Genomic DNA, 17,171 nt, shown 5'->3' with positions numbered 1-17,171 from the left:
GGTGCCCGAAGGGCGGGTGAGGGTCCGGGCCTGCCCGCGCCATCTGTCCACCAAGAGGGCACGGCCCCGCCCGCGCCATCCGTCTACCAAGACGGCACGCACCCGCCGGCCCCATCCCACCACCAGGACCGCCAGGCCCAGGCCGCCGCCCTGGCGCTGCGCCGCACCCTGCTGCTGGTCACCGGCGGCCCCGGCACCGGCAAGACCACCACCATCGCCCGCCTGCTGCTGCTGCGCATCGCCCAGGCACACGCCTCCAACACCCCGGCACCGCGCATCGCCCTGGCCGCGCCCACCGGCCGCGCCGCCGAGCGCATGGCCGAGAGCCTGCGCCTGGCCGTTGCCCGCGCCATCGCCGACGGCATCCAGCTCGCACCCACCCCCGCTGCAGCCGCGCCCGGGCAAGCGAAGCCGTCGCCGCACCCCGTCGCCTCCCCTCCCCATCAAGTGACAGAGCCACCGCACCCCGTCGCTTCCCCTCTTCTTCAAGCGCCAGAGCCAGCAAACCCCGCTGTTTCCCCTCTCCCGCAAGCGGGAGAGGGTGCCCGAAGGGCGGGTGAGGGCCAGCCGTCCACCTGGAACTCCCTCCTCCCCACCGGCGCCAGCACTCTCCACCGCCTGCTCGGTGTCATTCCCGATTCCCCGAACTTCCGCCATAACGCGGACAACCCGCTGCCTTTCGACCTGATCGTGGTCGACGAAGCCTCCATGGTCGACCTGCCGCTGATGTGCAAGCTGGTGGAAGCCGTGGCCGACGGCACCCAGCTGATCCTGCTCGGCGATGCCGACCAGCTGCCCTCGGTGGAAGCCGGCGACGTGCTCGCCGCCATCCTGCAGGCCGCCGGCCCCGGCGACACCCTGCAGCCGCAGGATGCACAGGCGCTGCAACCGCTGCTTGGCAACGCGCCCGCTGACACCACGCCCGCCGCCACCCACAGCGGCGGCCTGGCCGGCCACCGCGTGCACCTGCTGCGCGGCTACCGTCAGGCGCACGACTTCGCGCTCGCCCCGTTGGCCGACGCCGTGCGCGCCGGCGACGCCGACACCGCCCTGGCGCTGCTGCGCAGCGGCGAGCTGGCCGGCGTGCACTTCCACGAAGACGGCGAAGACCCGCTCACCCTGGGCCGCGACGCACTGCTCGCCCACTGGCGCGCGCTGGCCGACGCGCACGACCCGGCCGCCGCCCTGCGCGATGCCGCGCGCCTGCGCCTGCTCACCGCCGTGCGCGCCGGCCCGCAGGGCGCACGTGGCCTCAACGCCCGTATCGAACAACTGCTGGCCGAAACCGGCTCCGGCGCCCGCCGTCTCGGCAGCGCCTCGCCCTGGTTCCAGGGCCGTCTGCTGCTGATCACCGAAAACAGCTACCGCCACGGCCTGTTCAACGGCGACGTCGGCATCTGCCTGCGAAGCGACGCGAGTCCCTCCCCGGGGCGCAGCGACGAAGGTCCCTCGTCAGCGCCAGGCCAGCCCGGCGGCACCGCCAACCGCCGTGACCCAGGCACCGACAGCCGTGCTCAAGGCCCCTTGGTCGCCTGGTTCGAAGGCGACGGCGACGGCCAGGTGCGTGGCTTCCACCCCGCCGCACTGCCCGCGCACGAAAGCGCCTTCGCCATGACCGTGCACAAGGCCCAGGGCAGCGAATTCGACACCGTCTGGCTGCAACTGCCCACCCGCGACGCCCGCGTGCTCAGCCGCGAACTGCTCTACACCGGCATCACCCGCGCCCGCCGCGCCCTGCACCTGGCCGGCAGCGAAGCGGTCATCCGCAGCGCGCTCGCCCGGCACGCCGCGCGCATCTCGGGCCTGGCGTGGCGGTTGGGTGCGCAGCAGCAGGCGGCACCCGCCAAGCAAGCAACAGAACCATCCACTGCGTTGCCTGTGCAGGGGTCGTTGTTCTGATGGACGCGAGCCGGCGCAATGGCAACATCACTTACGGCAGAACGGCACTTTCGCCTATCACCATCACCGGGCATGCCCGGATAGCATCATGGACGAAGAAAAACTGGTTGTGCGGTATCGCCAGCATGGGAGGCATCAATGGCGAAAAAGCATGAAATTTCGCTCGTCCGCTCGTCGGCGGCCGAATACCTGACCTTCGTGGCCGCCGCAGGCGAGGGCGGCGTGCAGGCGGCGTATGCCGACGAAAACGTCTGGCTGACGCAGAAGATGCTGGCCCAGCTCTACGATGTCGAAACCCACACCATCAACTACCACCTGAAAAAGGTGTTCGCTGACAACGAGTTACAGCCAGATGCAGTTATTCGAAATTTTCGAATAACTGCCGCCGACGGCAAGAGCTACGACACCAAGCACTACAACCTCGCGGCCATCATTGCCGTGGGCTACAAGGTCAATTCCGAGCGCGCGGTGCAGTTCCGCAAGTGGGCCACCACCATCATCGAGTCCTTCACGATCAAGGGCTTCGCGATGGACGATGAGCGCCTGAAGAATGACGGCACGGTGCTCGGCAAGCGCTACTTCGAAGAGCAGTTGCAGCGCATCCGCGAGATCCGTCTCTCCGAGCGCAAGTTCTACCAGAAGATCACCGACATCTACGCCACCGCCCTGGACTACGATGCCACCGCGCAGGCAACCCAGCGGTTCTTCGCCACAGTGCAGAACAAGCTGCACTGGGCCATCCACGGGCAAACCGCAGCAGAAGTCGTCTACCACCGAGCCGATGCCGGCAAGCAGCACATGGGCCTGACCACCTGGGCCGATGCACCGCGCGGGAAGATCCAGAAGTTCGACGTGGCGGTTGACAAGAACTACCTGACCACCGGCGAGATGGCGCAGTTGCAACGCCTCGTATCGGCCTATCTGGACCTGGCCGAGGACATGGCACTGCGGCAGATTCCGATGACCATGCAGGATTGGGAAACACGTCTGAATCGTTTCATCGAAGCAACCGACCGGCAGGTGTTGCAGGACGCAGGGCGCGTCACCGCCGAGATCGCCAAAGCGCATGCGGAAAGCGAGTTCGAAAAGTACCGCATCGTGCAGGACCAGCTGTTCGTGAGCGATTTCGATCGCGTGTTGCAGCAGCTTGATGCAGGAGACCGGGTGGACGGTGCCGACGAGGACTTGCGCTAGACGGTGATGTGGGAAGCGCCAAAGCGTCAGGTCCCCAACCGCGCGCGATAGTGCACGTTGGATTGAAAGATCGCTCCGAGGATGAATCGCGACTAGCGTCTGCCCAGGAGTCGCCCGCCACGGTGGTTCCGCCCGTCCAGGGCTCGTACCCCAAGCCGGAGAGATGGCATGAGAACTGACGACAAAGAAGCGCTTGCGCGTAAGAGGTGAATGATGAAGGCGATATGGGTTCTTGGGATTCTCGCGCTGTCAGCCTGCTCCAGCGCGACTGCGGCTGGGAGGCTGGAGATCAGACTCCAAAACAGACAGGCAGCGCATACAGCGACAGCTGGAGCATCCGTCTCAGTCACGATGGCCAACGCAGGTGACCAGCCCATCGAGCTACCTGCCTCGTATGTTCCAGACGTAGACAAAGGCGGGGTGTTGCAGACCAATCTGTTCAAGGTCATGCAAGAGGACGGCAGCCCTGTCGACTATCGCGGCATCTATGTGCATAACGTCCGAGGTTCCACGCCATCTCTTGTCTTGAAGCCGGGGCAGTCAATCGTCAGGACGATCAATCTGTCATTGAGTTACCAGATCATGCCTGGGCGCAATTACTCGGTCGGAGTACACCCATTTATACGTTATCGGGAGCAGCAGGAATCAAAGAGTAAAACCACCTCAGCCGATATGACGTCGCTGAAGACTGCTACATCCAACATCATCGAGATCACGCCTCGATAGGTCTGCGATGTATCGGCGAGCCTGCGGCTGGCCCCAGCGTGCCGAGGTGTAGCGGATGATCCCGCGCAGATCGGCTTCGGCTGCGTCGGTGAGGACGTAGCCGTGCATCAGCCACGACGGCCCTCGGCCAATTCTTCATCCAGGATGGTGCTGATGCTCTTGGTAGACACGTTGCCGGCAAGGCCTTCCTCGACACGTCCCCCAAGCAGGCTTTTCAACTCATGCCATGCCTGATCAGCGTTTATATCGCCAGGGAACAGGCGTTCAAGGGCGTATTGCTTGATGGTCTTGCCTTGCAAAGCCGCCAGCGCCTTCAGGCTCTGGTGCTGCTGATCGCTTAGGTCGATGGTCAAACGGCTCATGACGCGCTCCGAGATCCGCACAAACCCACATTAGCACAGCAGGTCTGGCCGGCCCGTTGTTCGGTCAACAGCGCGTTGGGGCGCTACGCAGGCCATGTCAGTAGAGATTGAGAGAATCTGACAGGCCGGGTTCGCAAGCCAACGCTCAGCGCCACGCGCCACGCCTAAAAAACGCGAGGCCAGGCCTGCGCCTGACCTCGTCTGCCGTCTGGCAGGCCGGGCGGCTTACTTGCCCTTCTTTTCCTGCTTGGCCGCGCGCTTTTCCTTCAGCGTCTTGGTCGGCTCTTTCTTCTGGCTCTTCTTCTGGTCCATCCCCTTGCTCATGACACCCTCGTAGTTGCTGGATTGATCGGTCGGGCAGCGCCATGACCCTGGCGTGCCTGCGCACTGTACGGCTTGCGCGGGGTGGAATGGCAGCGGCAGCGCCAGGCAGGGCGACGGGCGGTGTGTCCGGCCCGGCGGCCGCGCGAGGCAGCGTGCACCAGTAGCCCTTCGGCGTGGCCGGCTAGGCCACAAACGCAAACGCCCGCGTGCGGCCGGCAAGGTCCGCACGCGGGCGCTGGCGGCAGCGGCGGCCTTACTTGGCCGGCACGCGCTGGTACTGCTCGCCGCCGGTGTTGAGGTGGCCGTTGGCCGCGTCGATGGCAAAGTTCACCGTCTCGCCATCGTTGGTCACCTGCAGCGCCCCGTCCTTGTAGACCGCCGGGTAGCTCTCGGTCTTGGGCTTGCGGCTGAAGAACTTCGGCGTGGTGCTGCGGACCATGAAGGTCTCGCCATTGCGCTCGATGTCCATCGTCTCTTCCTGCGTCTGCACGTTGACCCAGTGGCCGACGAACTTCTCGCCCTCCACCTTGGCGCAACCGCTCACCAGCAGTGCCGCGGCCAGCGCGGTGCCCATCCACTTCATCATCGTGTGTTCTCCAGTTGAGTCTGAAAGCCAGGATGGCTGGTTGGGGATGTATGGCAGGTCAAGGGTACCGCGTGCCGGCGGTTCGACTATGAGCCCATGTCACGTTGCAGCACGCAACGCGACCCCATTGCCGTAAAGCACCGTGCTGGCGCACACTCGACGGTTATGCAAGGCTGATAGCGCCGCGATACGCATACTTCGCCTCTCCCCCTCGTCGCTGACCCATTTCGGAGACTATGCATGCAACGAGCTTGCGTGATGCTTGAGTCGATGACGATTAACGTAGAGTTGCCGTCCGCGGAGATCGAGGTAGTGCCCGGTGTCGCCTGGGGACCAGTGGAGGCATTTTCGACACCAGCCTACTGGGCTTACCAAGTAATGGCGCGCCGTATCGAGGCCCGTTCAATCCGCTACAAGCTTGGGCAGTCATTGAGGGAGGAGGTTGGCGCGTGCCTTCTTGGCGGCCATGGAATTCCTGCCAGCGTAGGGCTTCTCGCTTTTAGCCATCTAAAAGAGAAAGGAGCATTTGAGGCTGAGCCGCCGGAAGAGAAAAAGCTCCTTGAATGGCTCTCCGAGCCCATGAGACATCAGGGCCGGTTTGTGCGATATCGCTTCGCGAGCCAGAAGTCGCGCTACTTGGCAGCCGCCTTACACAAGCTGGCTACGGAGGTACATCCAGAGCAATCTGGTCGCGCACTGCGTGATTGGTTAACGGCGATTCCAGGCATTGGATACAAAACGGCTTCATGGGTCGCTCGGAATTGGTTGGACGCAGATGATGTTGCAATCTTGGATATTCATATCCTGCGTGCAGGTGTGCTTGCTGGATTCTTGAATCCTGAGCTCACTGTCGAGCGCGACTATTTGGCCTTGGAATCACAATTCCTAAAATTTAGCGTAGGACTGGGGGTAAGACCTTCTGAACTGGATGCGGTGATTTGGCTCGACATGATGTCCTCGCCACTCACTGTAGGAGCCACGTTGAGCGCATTGCCAGATAGCAAATTTAAGTCTAAGCACGCGCCATCACGGACGCGCGCCCAGCGCAGCCAGCCCGACACCCACCAGTTGGCACTGCTTGCTTAGTTGTCCGACCCAAGGGTCCCCGGTAATGCCGAGCAGGCAAAAGTTGAGGCCTAAATCTTCCGAGGTCATCGCAAGCGCGCCCTGAAGTACACCAGCGTCTCGCCAAATCAAGCTATCTGGGTTCTCATATTTGGCTGCGGTCATTTGAGGCTCGGCTACAAAAATCAGCAGAATACCGGGCTGTGCAAGGACGATTTCATCTGCTTGTTGACGTAAAGGATTTAAGACCCTTGCGCATGTGCCGATCACATCAAGTGAGTGAGTGAGTGGGTTGTAGCGTGCCCATGCACCGGCATCATCTGGCATCTGTACCAAAAGGTGAATCGGATGAATGGCACCTGCTGACGGAACAGCGCGCTGCTGAAGTCGAAATCCAAGGGAAGATTCGGCTGTCCGTTGACAGTGTGCGGTACGCCAAAGTAGCAAGCTAATTTGCTCCCAACTTATAGGTGCAAATACTCGACGACTTCGTCTTATGGAATTAGGACTAGATCGGACTAGGGCATCTGTTGTCGCGCTGTAGGGGAGACTAACCGATTGGGTCACCGGCCAGAGGTGCGGCGAGTACGCCAGGGGTTGTTGACGCGGTACGGGACTACCCAGCAACGTCCACATGGATATTAAGCTCTTGCCAAACCTGAAGATATTTATTGCAGCCGCGGCAGTTGCCACAAGGTACATGAGCCTTGTGACAGCTGTGGGCCCAAGCCAGCACATCATGAGGTATAGCCGACATGCGGATAAGGTCGATCGTAGCGAAATCGATCGCGGGTGCTTCCACTACCAAGCCACCTTCTTGGATCTGCATCAAGTGGCTAATCTGCAATACGAACTCTGGCGTTCCATCCTGATGGCTTCCATCTGAGGCTACGGTTCCAATTAGAAGTCGCTGCATGCCAATCGAGATGGCCTTCATTCCAACCAAAGTCAGTAGAAACTGATTGCGATAAGGCCACCAGTCGCTTGCCGGAGCATTAGCATCTGGAGCCGCGCCTGCCATGTCACCAGAGCCAAGCTCCCGCGCATCAAAGCGCAGTATATGATGTGGAATACGAAGGCGCTCGCAAACGCTGCGGGATGCAGAAACCTCGGCTGGTGCTGCCAACTGACCGTAATCAACTGTAAACGCCACGTCGGGCCGTTTCCACCAAGCTACTGCAATGGAGTCCATTCCTCCTGATAAGAGTAACGCGGTCTTCATAAGTTGATCGCAACCCACACAGTTCGATAAATGGCGCTGACGAAGTCGTCGCAAAGGAAGCAGTCTGTCCCTTGCATCATTTTTCTATCCTCCTGCGAAACATTCTCCGCGTAGAAAACGACCGGGATTTGCCGCGCGCGTGCATATCCAATTTCGAAGATGGTCCCGGAGTCCAGTCCATCGCCGATCGCCAGAACTAGATCGCTCTCGTGAATTCCTCGAATGTCTTGGTGGACCACCTGTTCCGCAGGCCCAGATCCAACATCGTGATATGGAGAAAACACCCTCATGCCCATATCAAGAAGGCAGTTGCGCGCCTGCTCGATAACCCAGAGCTCGCCTAGGGTGAAGAAAGGTCCGGCGAGGTAGACTGTTGGTATACGCCCAGCCAAATAGCTATCTGAGACTGTCAGCGCCAACGGCGCGTAGTCGTCCAAGGCCTTCGGGGTTGGGAAGTCTCGGTATTCTGCGTAGTACGCGGCGGCCTTGGAGGCGCGTTCAGCCGCATCGAAGGGATGGCGCTGCTGTTCTATCCAGGCATATGCAAAATTTGCCGCGAACTGATCGCCGCTACCAATTTTCCATACATGTTCAGTCGAAAAGGCAGAGATCCGGTGATGCGTACCTTCGTAGCACACAAGTGCGCCCTTTGGCCCTAGCTTCAGTACTACTACCTCAGCACCCTGCTCTTCGGCCAAGCGGCGGGTAATCTCCTCGACTTGCAGGTCGCGTTCACCAAGTATCTGCAAGGCCTCATAGGAGTTGAGAACTAGTGCGAGATGTTTCGCCTTGGAGCCATTATCAGCGAAAGCCTCCGGCCGTCCGACATTTTGGGGATCAAATACAGCATAGTCTGCATCGACCACAGCTGTGCCTTCGATCATGCCAAAACGTAAAACATTTTCGGACTGAAGGTAGAGATCTGATTGGCGCTCAGGCTGGTAATATTGAGGAACTGCCAAGCCGTGTGTGTATGAAAAAATAGCCGATCGTGGGAGTTCCGTTGTCAGGAGTGAAAACCCATCTTCTATCGCTCGAGCTTTCATGAGTTGCTCCAGCTCAGCGTCCATGTAGCCGTGCAGCTCAACCTGCCCGCCTAGGCGCGCAATGGCGGAGGCCGCACGTCCGGCAGAGCCATAAACGTTATCCCAACGCGGCCGCAAGCACTTTTCTCGGTATATTCCACCGATGATTGACAACATCCTGTTCCCCTTACTAAATCTGTTTCCTTCAGTAAATCAGACAATCGGTGTAATTCGAACGCTTACCTGGCCATCTGTCTTGCCGGTCACAGTTGCCGCGTACCTGGTTCCTTGGCGGATGCATTCTAACAACCGCGCAATCCTAGGAGAGGTGATGCCGCCGGCAACTTCATTACCCAACTTGATCACAACCACTTGCGATGGGCCTTGCTGATCAAGGGTCACTAATAGAATGTCGCCTACCTTTATCCGTGCAACAACTAACTCTTTTGGCGAGCTGATCTGCGTCCCGAATTCCAAAAGATCACAGGCCACATCAGCGTATGGAGTGCCGCTACCGAAACCACCACTTCCTGATCCAGACATCTAACTTTCCTCTGTTATCCGGTACAGCAATGGAAAATATTGGATGAAAACAATCGGTTTTTCTGATGGTAGGGCTGAAGACTCGGTTGTACAAGTGGCCTTAGGTTTTGCTATTCCGCTTCAGCTCGGTATAAAGGCGGAGGCAAAAAGCAGAAGACGGTGGTGCTTATTGCCCTTGGCTTCCGTGGCATTAGCTCGGGTCACCATCGGAGATTAGCTCAACGCTCAGGCGAAAAGAAATCTCGTCCGGATGCAAAGCACCTCATCAGAAAAGTGCTTCTTAATGGATAGTTAGCCCATTTTGCGGGCCGCGTTATTCGCTACGAATGATGGCGGTTGCGGTTGCGGTTGCTCTTGCACTGCGTCTGCAGGCACGCGTGACATGCAACGAGACAGACAAAAGTGACGAATACGCCAGACGAGACCTCAGGGTTCATCTCAGGCGAGTGAACCGCAGCATTTCCTAACATGGCGTAGTACGTGTCATCCGAAAGTTCTTGATCCGGTCAGTGCGGGCCACCGTTGCGGAGAGAATCGACGCGACAAGGTACGATCCCAGCCCATCTGCTTGAGTGCGCTTCTGCCGTCGCCATGTCTGCTCCTCGCCCGACCCTCGATGGCATCCCTGCCAGCCAGTTCCAGCTCCCGTCCGGCCCCTGGCACACGGTGTGGGAGGCGCTGTGTGCGTGCTTTCCGGTCGTTGGGGCTGACACGTGGCGTGATCGCTTCGCGCGTGGGCGCGTACTGGATGCGCAGCAGCAGGCATTGGATATCGCTGCACCGTATCGGCTTGGTGCGGAGATCTATTACTTCCGCGAAGTAGCGGATGAGCCGATCATCACGGCAACGGAAACGGTGTTGCATGCCGACGCGCATGTGGTCGTTGCCTACAAGCCGCATTTCCTGCCCGTGGTGCCAGCCGGTGCCTACGTGCACCAGACGCTGTTGACCCGTTTGGTGCGCCGCTTCGATAACCCCGCACTGGCGCCGTTGCACCGCATCGATCGCGACACTGCGGGACTGGTGCTGTTTTCTGCTAATCCTGCAACACGCGGGATCTACCAGGCGCTGTTTCGTGAGAGACGCATTCGCAAGCACTATCTGGCAGTGGCACCGCCGCTGCCGGGGCTGACGTTTCCGTATGTGAATCGCAGCCGGCTGGAGCCGGGCGAGCCGTTCTTCCGCATGCGCGAGGGGGTGGGCGAGCCGAACAGCGAGACGGTGATCGATGTGGTCGCGCGCGGCGCAGACATGTGGACGTATCGGCTGGAGCCGGTCACCGGGCGCAAGCACCAGTTGCGCGTGCACATGGCCGCACTTGGCGCCCCGATCCTGCATGACCGTTTCTATCCAGAGCTGGAAGATCACCGGCCCGATGATCCGGAACGGCCGCTGCAGTTGTTCGCGCATACGTTGGCGTTCGATGATCCGATCACCGGTGATCCTCGGCTCTTCACCGCGACAGTCGAACCGACAAAATTGGCTTGAGACGCGAGCCTCCGTTTCGCTAGAAATCCGGGCGAAATATCTGGTTTTCAGATATCCGAAAGAGCGCGTTACGCTGGCTTTGCGGACATCCCGTCCGCTCACGTCGAGGATGGACGCCATGACTGCTTCGAAAGCCCTTTCGACTACCGCTCGGCGACGCGCCACGCCAGCGGCGAAGCTGCAACCGCACCAAGAGCCCTTCACCTTCGGCGTCACCCTGCAGCAGATCGACCAGTTCCACACGCTGCTGCGCACGATCACCGCGCAAAGCGACATGGTGGCGGTGTGCAGCGGCAAGTCGCTGGACGCCACCAGTCTGTCGGTTCTGGGCGAGAACATCTTCAACGCTGCCCGCACGGTGCGCGCCATCGTCGATGAGATCGACACGCAGCGGCTGCATGACGGCGGGGTAGACACAACCGGTTGACGTGGCGACGCAGGATGTCGGAATGCTGCGAGTACCGACTCCAGCGCCCAGCATCAAACGCACGGCAGGCGCGCACATGGGTGGGTGCATCTTGCTGCCGAGTCACCGTCCATGCGATCCGAGGAGCGTCTTGCGTCAGTCCTGTCATGCATCACCTCGTCGCTGGCAGGCGCTCAGGTGCCGCTGGGGGCCGGCATGAAGTCTTTCAGTGCGCTTCGTGCGCGGTCCTGGATCTTCTTCCAGTCCTTCAACGCAACGCGCACATAGTCGATCTCCACTGCGACCTTCAGTTCCGGAATGACGAAGATGTGCTCGCAGCGGGGAAGTTCCCGCTCCTTGCTGCGCACTAGCTTGCCCTCGCGGACCTCCACGCCCGACTGTTCGACCTCGCGGGACGTGCACTTGATGATGGTGTCGATGTTTCCTTGTGCGTCGCGGCGGACATACCAATCCTTGTAGTAGCTTGCGTCCATGATGGAATTGGATGGTTTCAGCCCTTGCGCCAGGTAGTGCTCGCGGTACGCAGCGATGTTGGCGTAGTAAGGCGTGAGCCCGTTTTTTTCAGCTCCTTTGATGCGCGTGTTGATATCCGCTTCTGGGGTGTCCTGCGCTGTGCCGTCCGGCGTGTACTGCCGCCGAAGAAACACATCGGGATCAACGCGGTCGAGATAGCGATAGCCGATATTGACGGTGCGGGTGGCCACGTCCAGCTTCAGGTGGGCACGTTCGCCAGGAGCAAACGCATTTAAATCCGGGTATTCCAGATATAACCCGAAGCTACCATCGAAGTTCGGACCCATCTGGTCGTCGAAATAGTTGGCTGGAATATGCAGCTTGTACGGACCCAGGCACGCCTCCATGACCGGTGGCGGGCTGGTGCCGGGGTCTTGCGGACCGCCGCGTTGCCGGACGCATCCTTGTTCGTTGGTCATGGTGTTGGCGCCTGTTTGTGTTGCGCTGCAGCCGGGAACGGCAAGGCCCAATGCGATGCATGCGAGGCCCGCCAGGGCCAGTGGGTGTCTCATGCATCCTCCTATGCTGCGTGCCGAAGTCGAGTATAGGCAGTGGACAGAACGGCGTGCCGCATGCGCCGACAATACGGTCCGTGCCCGCGGCCGGTTTTCCTGCAGACCGCCGGCCGCCGCACCTGGCGCGATGTCAGGTACGGCAGCCGGCGGGCATCCTTGTAGGCGAGCCGCGGCTGCAAGATGGAATGAGAGGATGCAGCCGTTGCAGCCAGGGGACTGAGTGCTTCTGTGAGCCTTGGACTTAGCGCACCTTGTACAACACCGCCGCGCCCGGCTTGGGCTCGAACATCGGCACGGTCTGCTGCTTGAGCGCGGTGCCCTTGGCGTCCCACACCAGCGTCTCGACGGGGTAGTCCTCGTTGCGGGTCATGGTGTCGATCTGCCTGACGATCACCGTCTTGCCGGCGGGCACTTCCGGGTTCCAGGCGAACACGCCCAGGCGGCCGTAGAACACCGCCGGCGCGGCATCCAGGCGGCGGTCCGGGCACATGACCAGGCCGCGTTCCAGCATCACCCGCAGCGCGCCCACGGGCACGGCCTTGACGGTGAGCGCGGTGCGGTCGGTGCTGTGGCCGGGGCAGACAGTGGCCGAGCGGGTGAGCATGTCTTCGACCACCTGGCGGTCGGACTGGGCCAAGGCCGGCAGCGCGGCGGTGGACAGGGCAAGCACGGCCAGGGCGGATTTCCAGGGCATCTGACAACTCCTCATGAGATGACACTCCAGTACTGCAGCCTTGCAGGCGCGGGCTGCTGCCAGTAACGCGCCCGAATCCTAGCAATGTGCACGTCAAGCACGGCCAATGGGTGACGCCGCTGCGGCGGCCGCGCGCAAGCAGCAATCGGCCGCCAACGCCGCCGCCAGGCACCAACGCCGGCCGGCGCGGACTATAACGGCCGCTGACGCCGATACCGCCTGTCAGGAGTCTCCTGATTGAGCGGCGGCGGCAACGTCGATAGCGTGCGCGCTATCACACCGCCGGACTGCCCCATGGAACGCGCCGACCTCATCGCATCACTGCTCACCGGCATGCGGCGTGCCGAAGACTTCCGCGCGCAAGCGTTGATCTACAGCACCGCGCACAGCCAGCAGATGGAGGCCGATTACGGCAAGGCGGCCGATGCCGAGCTGGTGCTGACGCTGTTCGCCTTCACGCCGGAGCACCTCAAGCTGCTGGGCAGCACCGGTATCGAGAACCTGGGCGAGATCGTCTGCCACGCCTGGGCCTTGAACGGCGGCAACAACGAGGCGCTGATCGGCTGGTTCCGCAAGCCCATGAACGCCCTGGACGGGCAGACACCGGCCGCGCTGGTGCGCGGTGGCCGCCTGCAGGTGCTGCTGCTGGTGCTCAGGCAGCAGCTGGAGTGGGAATTGTCCAAGCGCTCGGCCTGAGGATCGACAGCGTTGCACGGCGCGCCTTGGCGCGCCGGTGGCCGGCCCGTCGATCGGCAGCGCCGGCCGTGCGTGGGCGCGCTTACTGCTTGGGCCGCGCCACGGCGTACATCTCCCAGGCAATCTTCTTCATCAAGGCGTTGCTGTCCTCGCCCTCCTTGTACAGGTCGAAGTGGCTGCGGCCTTCCAGGTAGCGGAAGTCGCTTTTGGCGCCCAGGCCGTCCAGCACTGCCTGGAACTTGCGCGCCGCCCCATTCAGGTAGAACGTGTCGGCGGTGCCGACGATCAGGTGGATCTTGCCGTCCAGGTCCGGCTTGAGCGTGGGCCATTGCGCGGCCACGCGCGCGGCGATGTCGTAGTGCGTGCGCCAGTAGGCCACCACGGCCGGGTCTACCTTGCCGGTGTCGCGGTCGAACATCGGCAGCGGGCGGCCGTCGGGCCCGCGCGGGGAAAACACCCACTCGAACGAGGTGAGCTGGCCGCCGTACGGGCCGAGCACGCGCTCGAGCCTGGCGAAGGTCTCCAGGTCGGCCACCACCTTGCCCTGGTCGCGGATCAGCGGGAACTGGCTGCCGTCCGGGCGCCGGTAGACGTTGGCATTGGGCGCGTACAGGTCCGGCCCGGTGAAGTCGTGGAAGTCGCTCGAGTCGGGCGAGGTGGACCAGGTGCCGCCGAACAGCTTGGGGTAGCGCGTCTGCAGCCACAGCGTGGCCCAGCCGCCGGACGAATGCCCGTTCAAGAAGCGGCCCCGGGCGTTGCCGTCCATCTTGTACTGGCGCTCCAGCGCGGGGATCAGCTCTTCGGTCAGCGCGGTACCCCAGGGGCCGTTGTTGACCGAGTCGGCGAACTCGTGGGTGCCGGTGGGCGTGGACTGGTCCAGGAACACCCAGATCATCGGCGGCATCTGCCTGGCCGCCATCGCGCTCCAGGCGGCGGCGATGCTGCCGGCAAAGCGGTTGTAGTTGCCGCCGAAGCCGTGGGTGACATACACGGTGGGATAGCGGGCAGCGGCCTTGGCGTCGTAGCCCGGCGGGGTGAGCACGCGGGCGCGCAGCGACACCGGCCGGCCCCAGAACGCGCTCAGCGCCGGGCTCACCAGCGAGGCGTCCGCGCTATGCAGCCTGGCCTCCGGGATGGCGTCGCGGATCGCCTGCGGCGCCCGCGGCGACACCTGCCACGGGTCGTCCGACACCGGCACCTGCCTGCTGAGCTTCAGCGTGGGCAACGGCTTGCCCTTGCCCGGCGTCACCGCGGTGACCTCGCTCAGCAGATCGCCGCCATCGCGGCCGCTGTAGCCGTAGCTGTGGTCCGGATCCAGCACGGCCTGGAACAGGTACTCGCCGGCCGGCAGCGCGGAAAACCCGCTGGGGAAGGCGATGTTGTCCAGGTCGATCTCGACGCTGGCACCGGGGGCGAGCGCGGTCACCTCCTGCGCCGCCACGGCCACCGCCGTCGGGCGGAACGGGCTGACGTCCACCTCCTCCACCTTGCCGGCTTTGCCGTCCTTTCCATCCTTGGCCGCGGCCTGGGCGTCCTTGGCCAACGTGGCGAACACCAGCAGGCGCCCGGACACGGGCTGGTCGCTGGCCCCGTCCAGCGTGACGCGCAGCAGGCGATGGGCCGCTGCCGGTGCGGCGGCGTGCGCGGCGCAGGCGCACAACAGGCCAATGGCCAGACCCAGGCGGGGAACAAGACGATGCAGGGACATGCAGATCCTTTGGAACGCAGGTGGACGAGGCGGGCGCACACGGCCCTGCGCAGACTGTAGCCAGTTCCCGGCCGACCGTGCGCCGCCATCGCGAGGTCACCGTATCCGATCTGCCTGTCCAGGAATCACCTCCTCAACCGGACCCGACCCCGACTCCACCCGGTATCACGAGCAGCGCAAGCCATAGCGTGAAGCTGGGCCAGCCTCGCCAGCCCCAAGTAACTAAAACGAAAGCCCGCGTCAGTTCCAACCAGGTAAATGGCTGACAGGCAGCCAATCTAATATCTCTTCTAGGTTCCGCTTGTTCCTGTTCACTGCCGGAACAATCTAAAGCCGGCTTTAGATTCGATCACTGCCATGCGCGTCCCAATCGATCAAATATTCGACATCGGCGCCTATGTCCGCGCAGTCAGCAATGCGGAAGGCTTGCTGCGGGAGCAAGACGATACGACTGTATTCCCAATTGCTGTTCACCGCATTCCAAGTGCACCATGACTTGGTTGGTCCACTGTGCGTGATGCCTCCTGCGTAGACGCCTGCACGGCCTGTTGATTGGCAACTTCGAGTTTCTGCAGGTTCTCGGCCAATGGCTGCTTGACGGCTTCGGCCTTATCCACGTGCGTGCGTAATACATCCATGTCATTTCCTGGATTTTTGTACGTCGCGAAAATATTGCCGTTTGTGTGATTGGGAATAACGTCCTGAATCTCGGGCAGCGGCGGGCGATTCAGTTTGGCCTGGACCGCCAGGGCACCGGCAATACGTTCCTTGTCTTGCTGATTGGTGTAGACGCCTGCATCCGGGCCGAGCTTATCGAGCCCCGCCAAGGCTTGCTTGAACAATGGGTCATCGCGTAGCCGCGCTTCCTGATGCGGATCGAGTGGTGCTCCGCCTGCGCTGAAGGTACGCCCTGAGTTACCTAATCCTGGCACCGACGGCTGGATCGATTCGTCGAGCTGTCGTCCCGATGCAGGCGCCCAGTGGCCGAAAACGCCATCGTTCTTTGGTTCCGGAAGGCGTACATCCCGCAGTACGCTATCGGCCAGTGTGTTGGAGTTTTGCAACTGGGGATCATAGGGATACTTGTCATCCTTGCTCTTGGCATTGGCGACCATGCGTGCCCAGGTTCCCGACAAGTCCGCACCGTGTGTGATCTCTTCGCGATATTGCTTTTGTCCAACCGCATTCGGGTTGTCGCGATGATCGGGGTTGGCCCGGTTGTAGGGCAGGTTAGTCTCGACGTGCATGCGGCCATACGGCAATCCAGGTTGCTCATCGCCGGTCCAGCCGCTGATGGTGTGCTGCTTGCCCTCTTTATCTGTGTAGAGAAGGAATTTGTGGTGGTATTCCTTGCCCAGCGCAGACCCGATGTTCCGATATCCAACTTCAATCTTCTCGTCCATGACAGTCTCCGTTGGCTTACTGATTCTTGATGTGGACGGCGTCGACGTGTGTCACCTTGCCGTCGGTATCCAAAGAAAAAGTCATCACGACGGAACGTGCATCTGGATCAAGCATTGCCTGCCCCTTATTGTCCCTGACGACCACCCTACCTGGGGTGTCTTCAACAATCTTGGACGTTGGAGATTTGCTGAACGTCTCCAGCACAACCAACTTTGTTGTTCCCAGAGGAACGTACTTGGCAACAATGCTGCTAACGTCGACCTGTTCGAATCGAACGGGCTTTTTTGATGCATAAATCTCTTCAAGCATTGGGCTGGCTCCTGATTTCATGGTGTCTTCCTGTGTCGAAGCGGTGCGTGCAGTATCTGCATTGGCGCAGGATGAAAGCGGGAGCACCGCAAGCCCAGTGAGTGCGAGCGTTGCGGCCCACCCGTTTAGCACGATGCGTGGCATGGTGATCTCCTGATACAACCAATCACTTGAATAGAATGCCCGCGAAGTCTTGAGCCTTCCCAGGCAGGCTGGTACATCAATACTCCTTCCGTGCAGACGATACCAGCGTACTACAAGCTTCCCATGGTTGATGAATAGCTGAGTTGGATCGTCAGGGCTGCCCAGGCGATCTATTTTGTGCCACATCCAAATGTATGCATTGGGATATTCCTGCAATCCACGTCTCTTCAAGTAGACGACCACAATTCAGTGGCGTTACTGGAAGTTGCAAGTCCCTAAGCGCTTCAAATAGTTGCTTTGCCTCGACTGATGCTTGATGTGAGCGAT

The 17,171-nt window shown here is 61.3% G+C and carries 17 protein-coding genes and 2 pseudogenes; 7 read left to right on the top strand and 12 right to left on the bottom strand.

All coding sequences use genetic code 11. The features are described 5' to 3' along the window. From recD to EO139_RS00235, 3 genes and pseudogenes are all read left to right on the top strand, one after another. Nucleotides 1-1,827, top strand: a pseudogene (gene recD / locus EO139_RS00245) (exodeoxyribonuclease V subunit alpha); the annotation flags it as partial. Nucleotides 1,828-2,037: 210 nt separating this feature from the next. Further along, complete coding sequence (locus EO139_RS00240) at nt 2,038-3,093, top strand: virulence RhuM family protein (RefSeq protein WP_126968953.1); 1,056 nt, start codon at nt 2,038-2,040, stop codon at nt 3,091-3,093. A gap of 351 nt (nt 3,094-3,444) precedes the next feature. Continuing rightward, nucleotides 3,445-3,819 carry a hypothetical protein gene (locus EO139_RS00235; protein WP_232099354.1) on the top strand — a complete coding sequence of 125 codons (375 nt, stop codon included), beginning with the start codon at nt 3,445-3,447 and terminating at the stop codon, nt 3,817-3,819. Here the strand turns inward: EO139_RS00235 and EO139_RS00230 are convergent. The 3 genes and pseudogenes from EO139_RS00230 to EO139_RS00215 all read right to left on the bottom strand — a co-directional run. Then, nucleotides 3,811-3,927 (bottom strand): annotated as a pseudogene (locus EO139_RS00230) (type II toxin-antitoxin system RelE/ParE family toxin); the annotation flags it as partial. The gene EO139_RS00235 and the pseudogene EO139_RS00230 overlap by 9 nt on opposite strands. Continuing rightward, on the bottom strand, nt 3,927-4,181 hold the full coding sequence (locus EO139_RS00225) for an antitoxin (protein ID WP_104586310.1): 255 nt from the start codon (nt 4,179-4,181) through the stop codon (nt 3,927-3,929). The pseudogene EO139_RS00230 and the gene EO139_RS00225, both read right to left, overlap by 1 nt. A gap of 577 nt (nt 4,182-4,758) precedes the next feature. Then, nucleotides 4,759-5,091, bottom strand: coding sequence for a hypothetical protein (locus EO139_RS00215; RefSeq protein WP_102255212.1), 333 nt, complete (start codon nt 5,089-5,091; stop codon nt 4,759-4,761). 240 nt (nt 5,092-5,331) lie between these two features. On the opposite strand from EO139_RS00215, the gene EO139_RS00210 reads away from it, so the two are divergent. Beyond that, nucleotides 5,332-6,177, top strand: coding sequence for an 8-oxoguanine DNA glycosylase (locus EO139_RS00210; RefSeq protein ID WP_126968952.1), 846 nt, complete (start codon nt 5,332-5,334; stop codon nt 6,175-6,177). On the opposite strand, the gene EO139_RS00205 is transcribed toward EO139_RS00210, so the two are convergent. The 4 genes from EO139_RS00205 to EO139_RS00190 form a co-directional block, all read right to left on the bottom strand. Further along, the gene (locus EO139_RS00205; RefSeq protein ID WP_126968951.1) at nt 6,118-6,483 is read right to left on the bottom strand and encodes a hypothetical protein; all 366 of its coding nucleotides are present in this window, start codon (nt 6,481-6,483) and stop codon (nt 6,118-6,120) included. The two genes, EO139_RS00210 and EO139_RS00205, sit on opposite strands and share 60 nt — an antisense overlap. A gap of 289 nt (nt 6,484-6,772) precedes the next feature. Further along, nucleotides 6,773-7,378, bottom strand: coding sequence for a 7-cyano-7-deazaguanine synthase (locus tag EO139_RS00200; protein ID WP_126968950.1), 606 nt, complete (start codon nt 7,376-7,378; stop codon nt 6,773-6,775). Further along, the gene (locus tag EO139_RS00195; RefSeq protein ID WP_126968949.1) at nt 7,375-8,580 is read right to left on the bottom strand and encodes a PfkB family carbohydrate kinase; all 1,206 of its coding nucleotides are present in this window, start codon (nt 8,578-8,580) and stop codon (nt 7,375-7,377) included. The genes EO139_RS00200 and EO139_RS00195 overlap by 4 nt, the downstream gene beginning before the upstream one ends. 36 nt (nt 8,581-8,616) lie before the next feature. After that, nucleotides 8,617-8,946, bottom strand: a complete 330-nt coding sequence (locus EO139_RS00190; protein ID WP_126968948.1) for a hypothetical protein — start codon at nt 8,944-8,946, stop codon at nt 8,617-8,619. Nucleotides 8,947-9,537: 591 nt separating this feature from the next. Here EO139_RS00190 and EO139_RS00185 point away from each other — a divergent pair. Further along, complete coding sequence (locus EO139_RS00185) at nt 9,538-10,434, top strand: RluA family pseudouridine synthase (protein WP_126968960.1); 897 nt, start codon at nt 9,538-9,540, stop codon at nt 10,432-10,434. A gap of 118 nt (nt 10,435-10,552) precedes the next feature. Beyond that, nucleotides 10,553-10,861, top strand: coding sequence for a hypothetical protein (locus EO139_RS00180; RefSeq protein ID WP_164739647.1), 309 nt, complete (start codon nt 10,553-10,555; stop codon nt 10,859-10,861). A gap of 173 nt (nt 10,862-11,034) precedes the next feature. Here EO139_RS00180 and EO139_RS00175 read toward each other — a convergent pair whose 3' ends face one another. Further along, nucleotides 11,035-11,793, bottom strand: a complete 759-nt coding sequence (locus tag EO139_RS00175) for a hypothetical protein (RefSeq protein WP_126968958.1) — start codon at nt 11,791-11,793, stop codon at nt 11,035-11,037. Nucleotides 11,794-12,130: 337 nt separating this feature from the next. Next, on the bottom strand, nt 12,131-12,583 hold the full coding sequence (locus tag EO139_RS00170; RefSeq protein WP_164739646.1) for a hypothetical protein: 453 nt from the start codon (nt 12,581-12,583) through the stop codon (nt 12,131-12,133). Between the two features lie 294 nt (nt 12,584-12,877). Between EO139_RS00170 and EO139_RS00165 the strand changes: the two genes are divergently transcribed. Continuing rightward, nucleotides 12,878-13,279 (top strand): antitoxin Xre/MbcA/ParS toxin-binding domain-containing protein, encoded by a 402-nt coding sequence (locus EO139_RS00165; protein WP_126968946.1) that lies wholly within the window; start codon nt 12,878-12,880, stop codon nt 13,277-13,279. 82 nt (nt 13,280-13,361) lie between these two features. On the opposite strand, the gene EO139_RS00160 is transcribed toward EO139_RS00165, so the two are convergent. The 3 genes from EO139_RS00160 to EO139_RS21605 form a co-directional block, all read right to left on the bottom strand. Next, the gene (locus EO139_RS00160) at nt 13,362-14,987 is read right to left on the bottom strand and encodes an alpha/beta hydrolase-fold protein (RefSeq protein ID WP_126968945.1); all 1,626 of its coding nucleotides are present in this window, start codon (nt 14,985-14,987) and stop codon (nt 13,362-13,364) included. A 470-nt stretch (nt 14,988-15,457) separates the two neighbouring features. After that, nucleotides 15,458-16,390 (bottom strand): XVIPCD domain-containing protein, encoded by a 933-nt coding sequence (locus tag EO139_RS21795; protein WP_343136459.1) that lies wholly within the window; start codon nt 16,388-16,390, stop codon nt 15,458-15,460. A gap of 16 nt (nt 16,391-16,406) precedes the next feature. Further along, nucleotides 16,407-17,060, bottom strand: a complete 654-nt coding sequence (locus EO139_RS21605; RefSeq protein WP_241235877.1) for a DUF6393 family protein — start codon at nt 17,058-17,060, stop codon at nt 16,407-16,409. Nucleotides 17,061-17,171: the final 111 nt, after the last annotated feature.

This window comes from Xanthomonas sp. BRIP62411 (assembly GCF_003993525.1).
Lineage (GTDB): Bacteria > Pseudomonadota > Gammaproteobacteria > Xanthomonadales > Xanthomonadaceae > Xanthomonas > Xanthomonas euroxanthea.
Note: the sequence above shows the minus strand (reverse complement) of the source record. Positions and strands in the feature narration are given on the sequence as shown.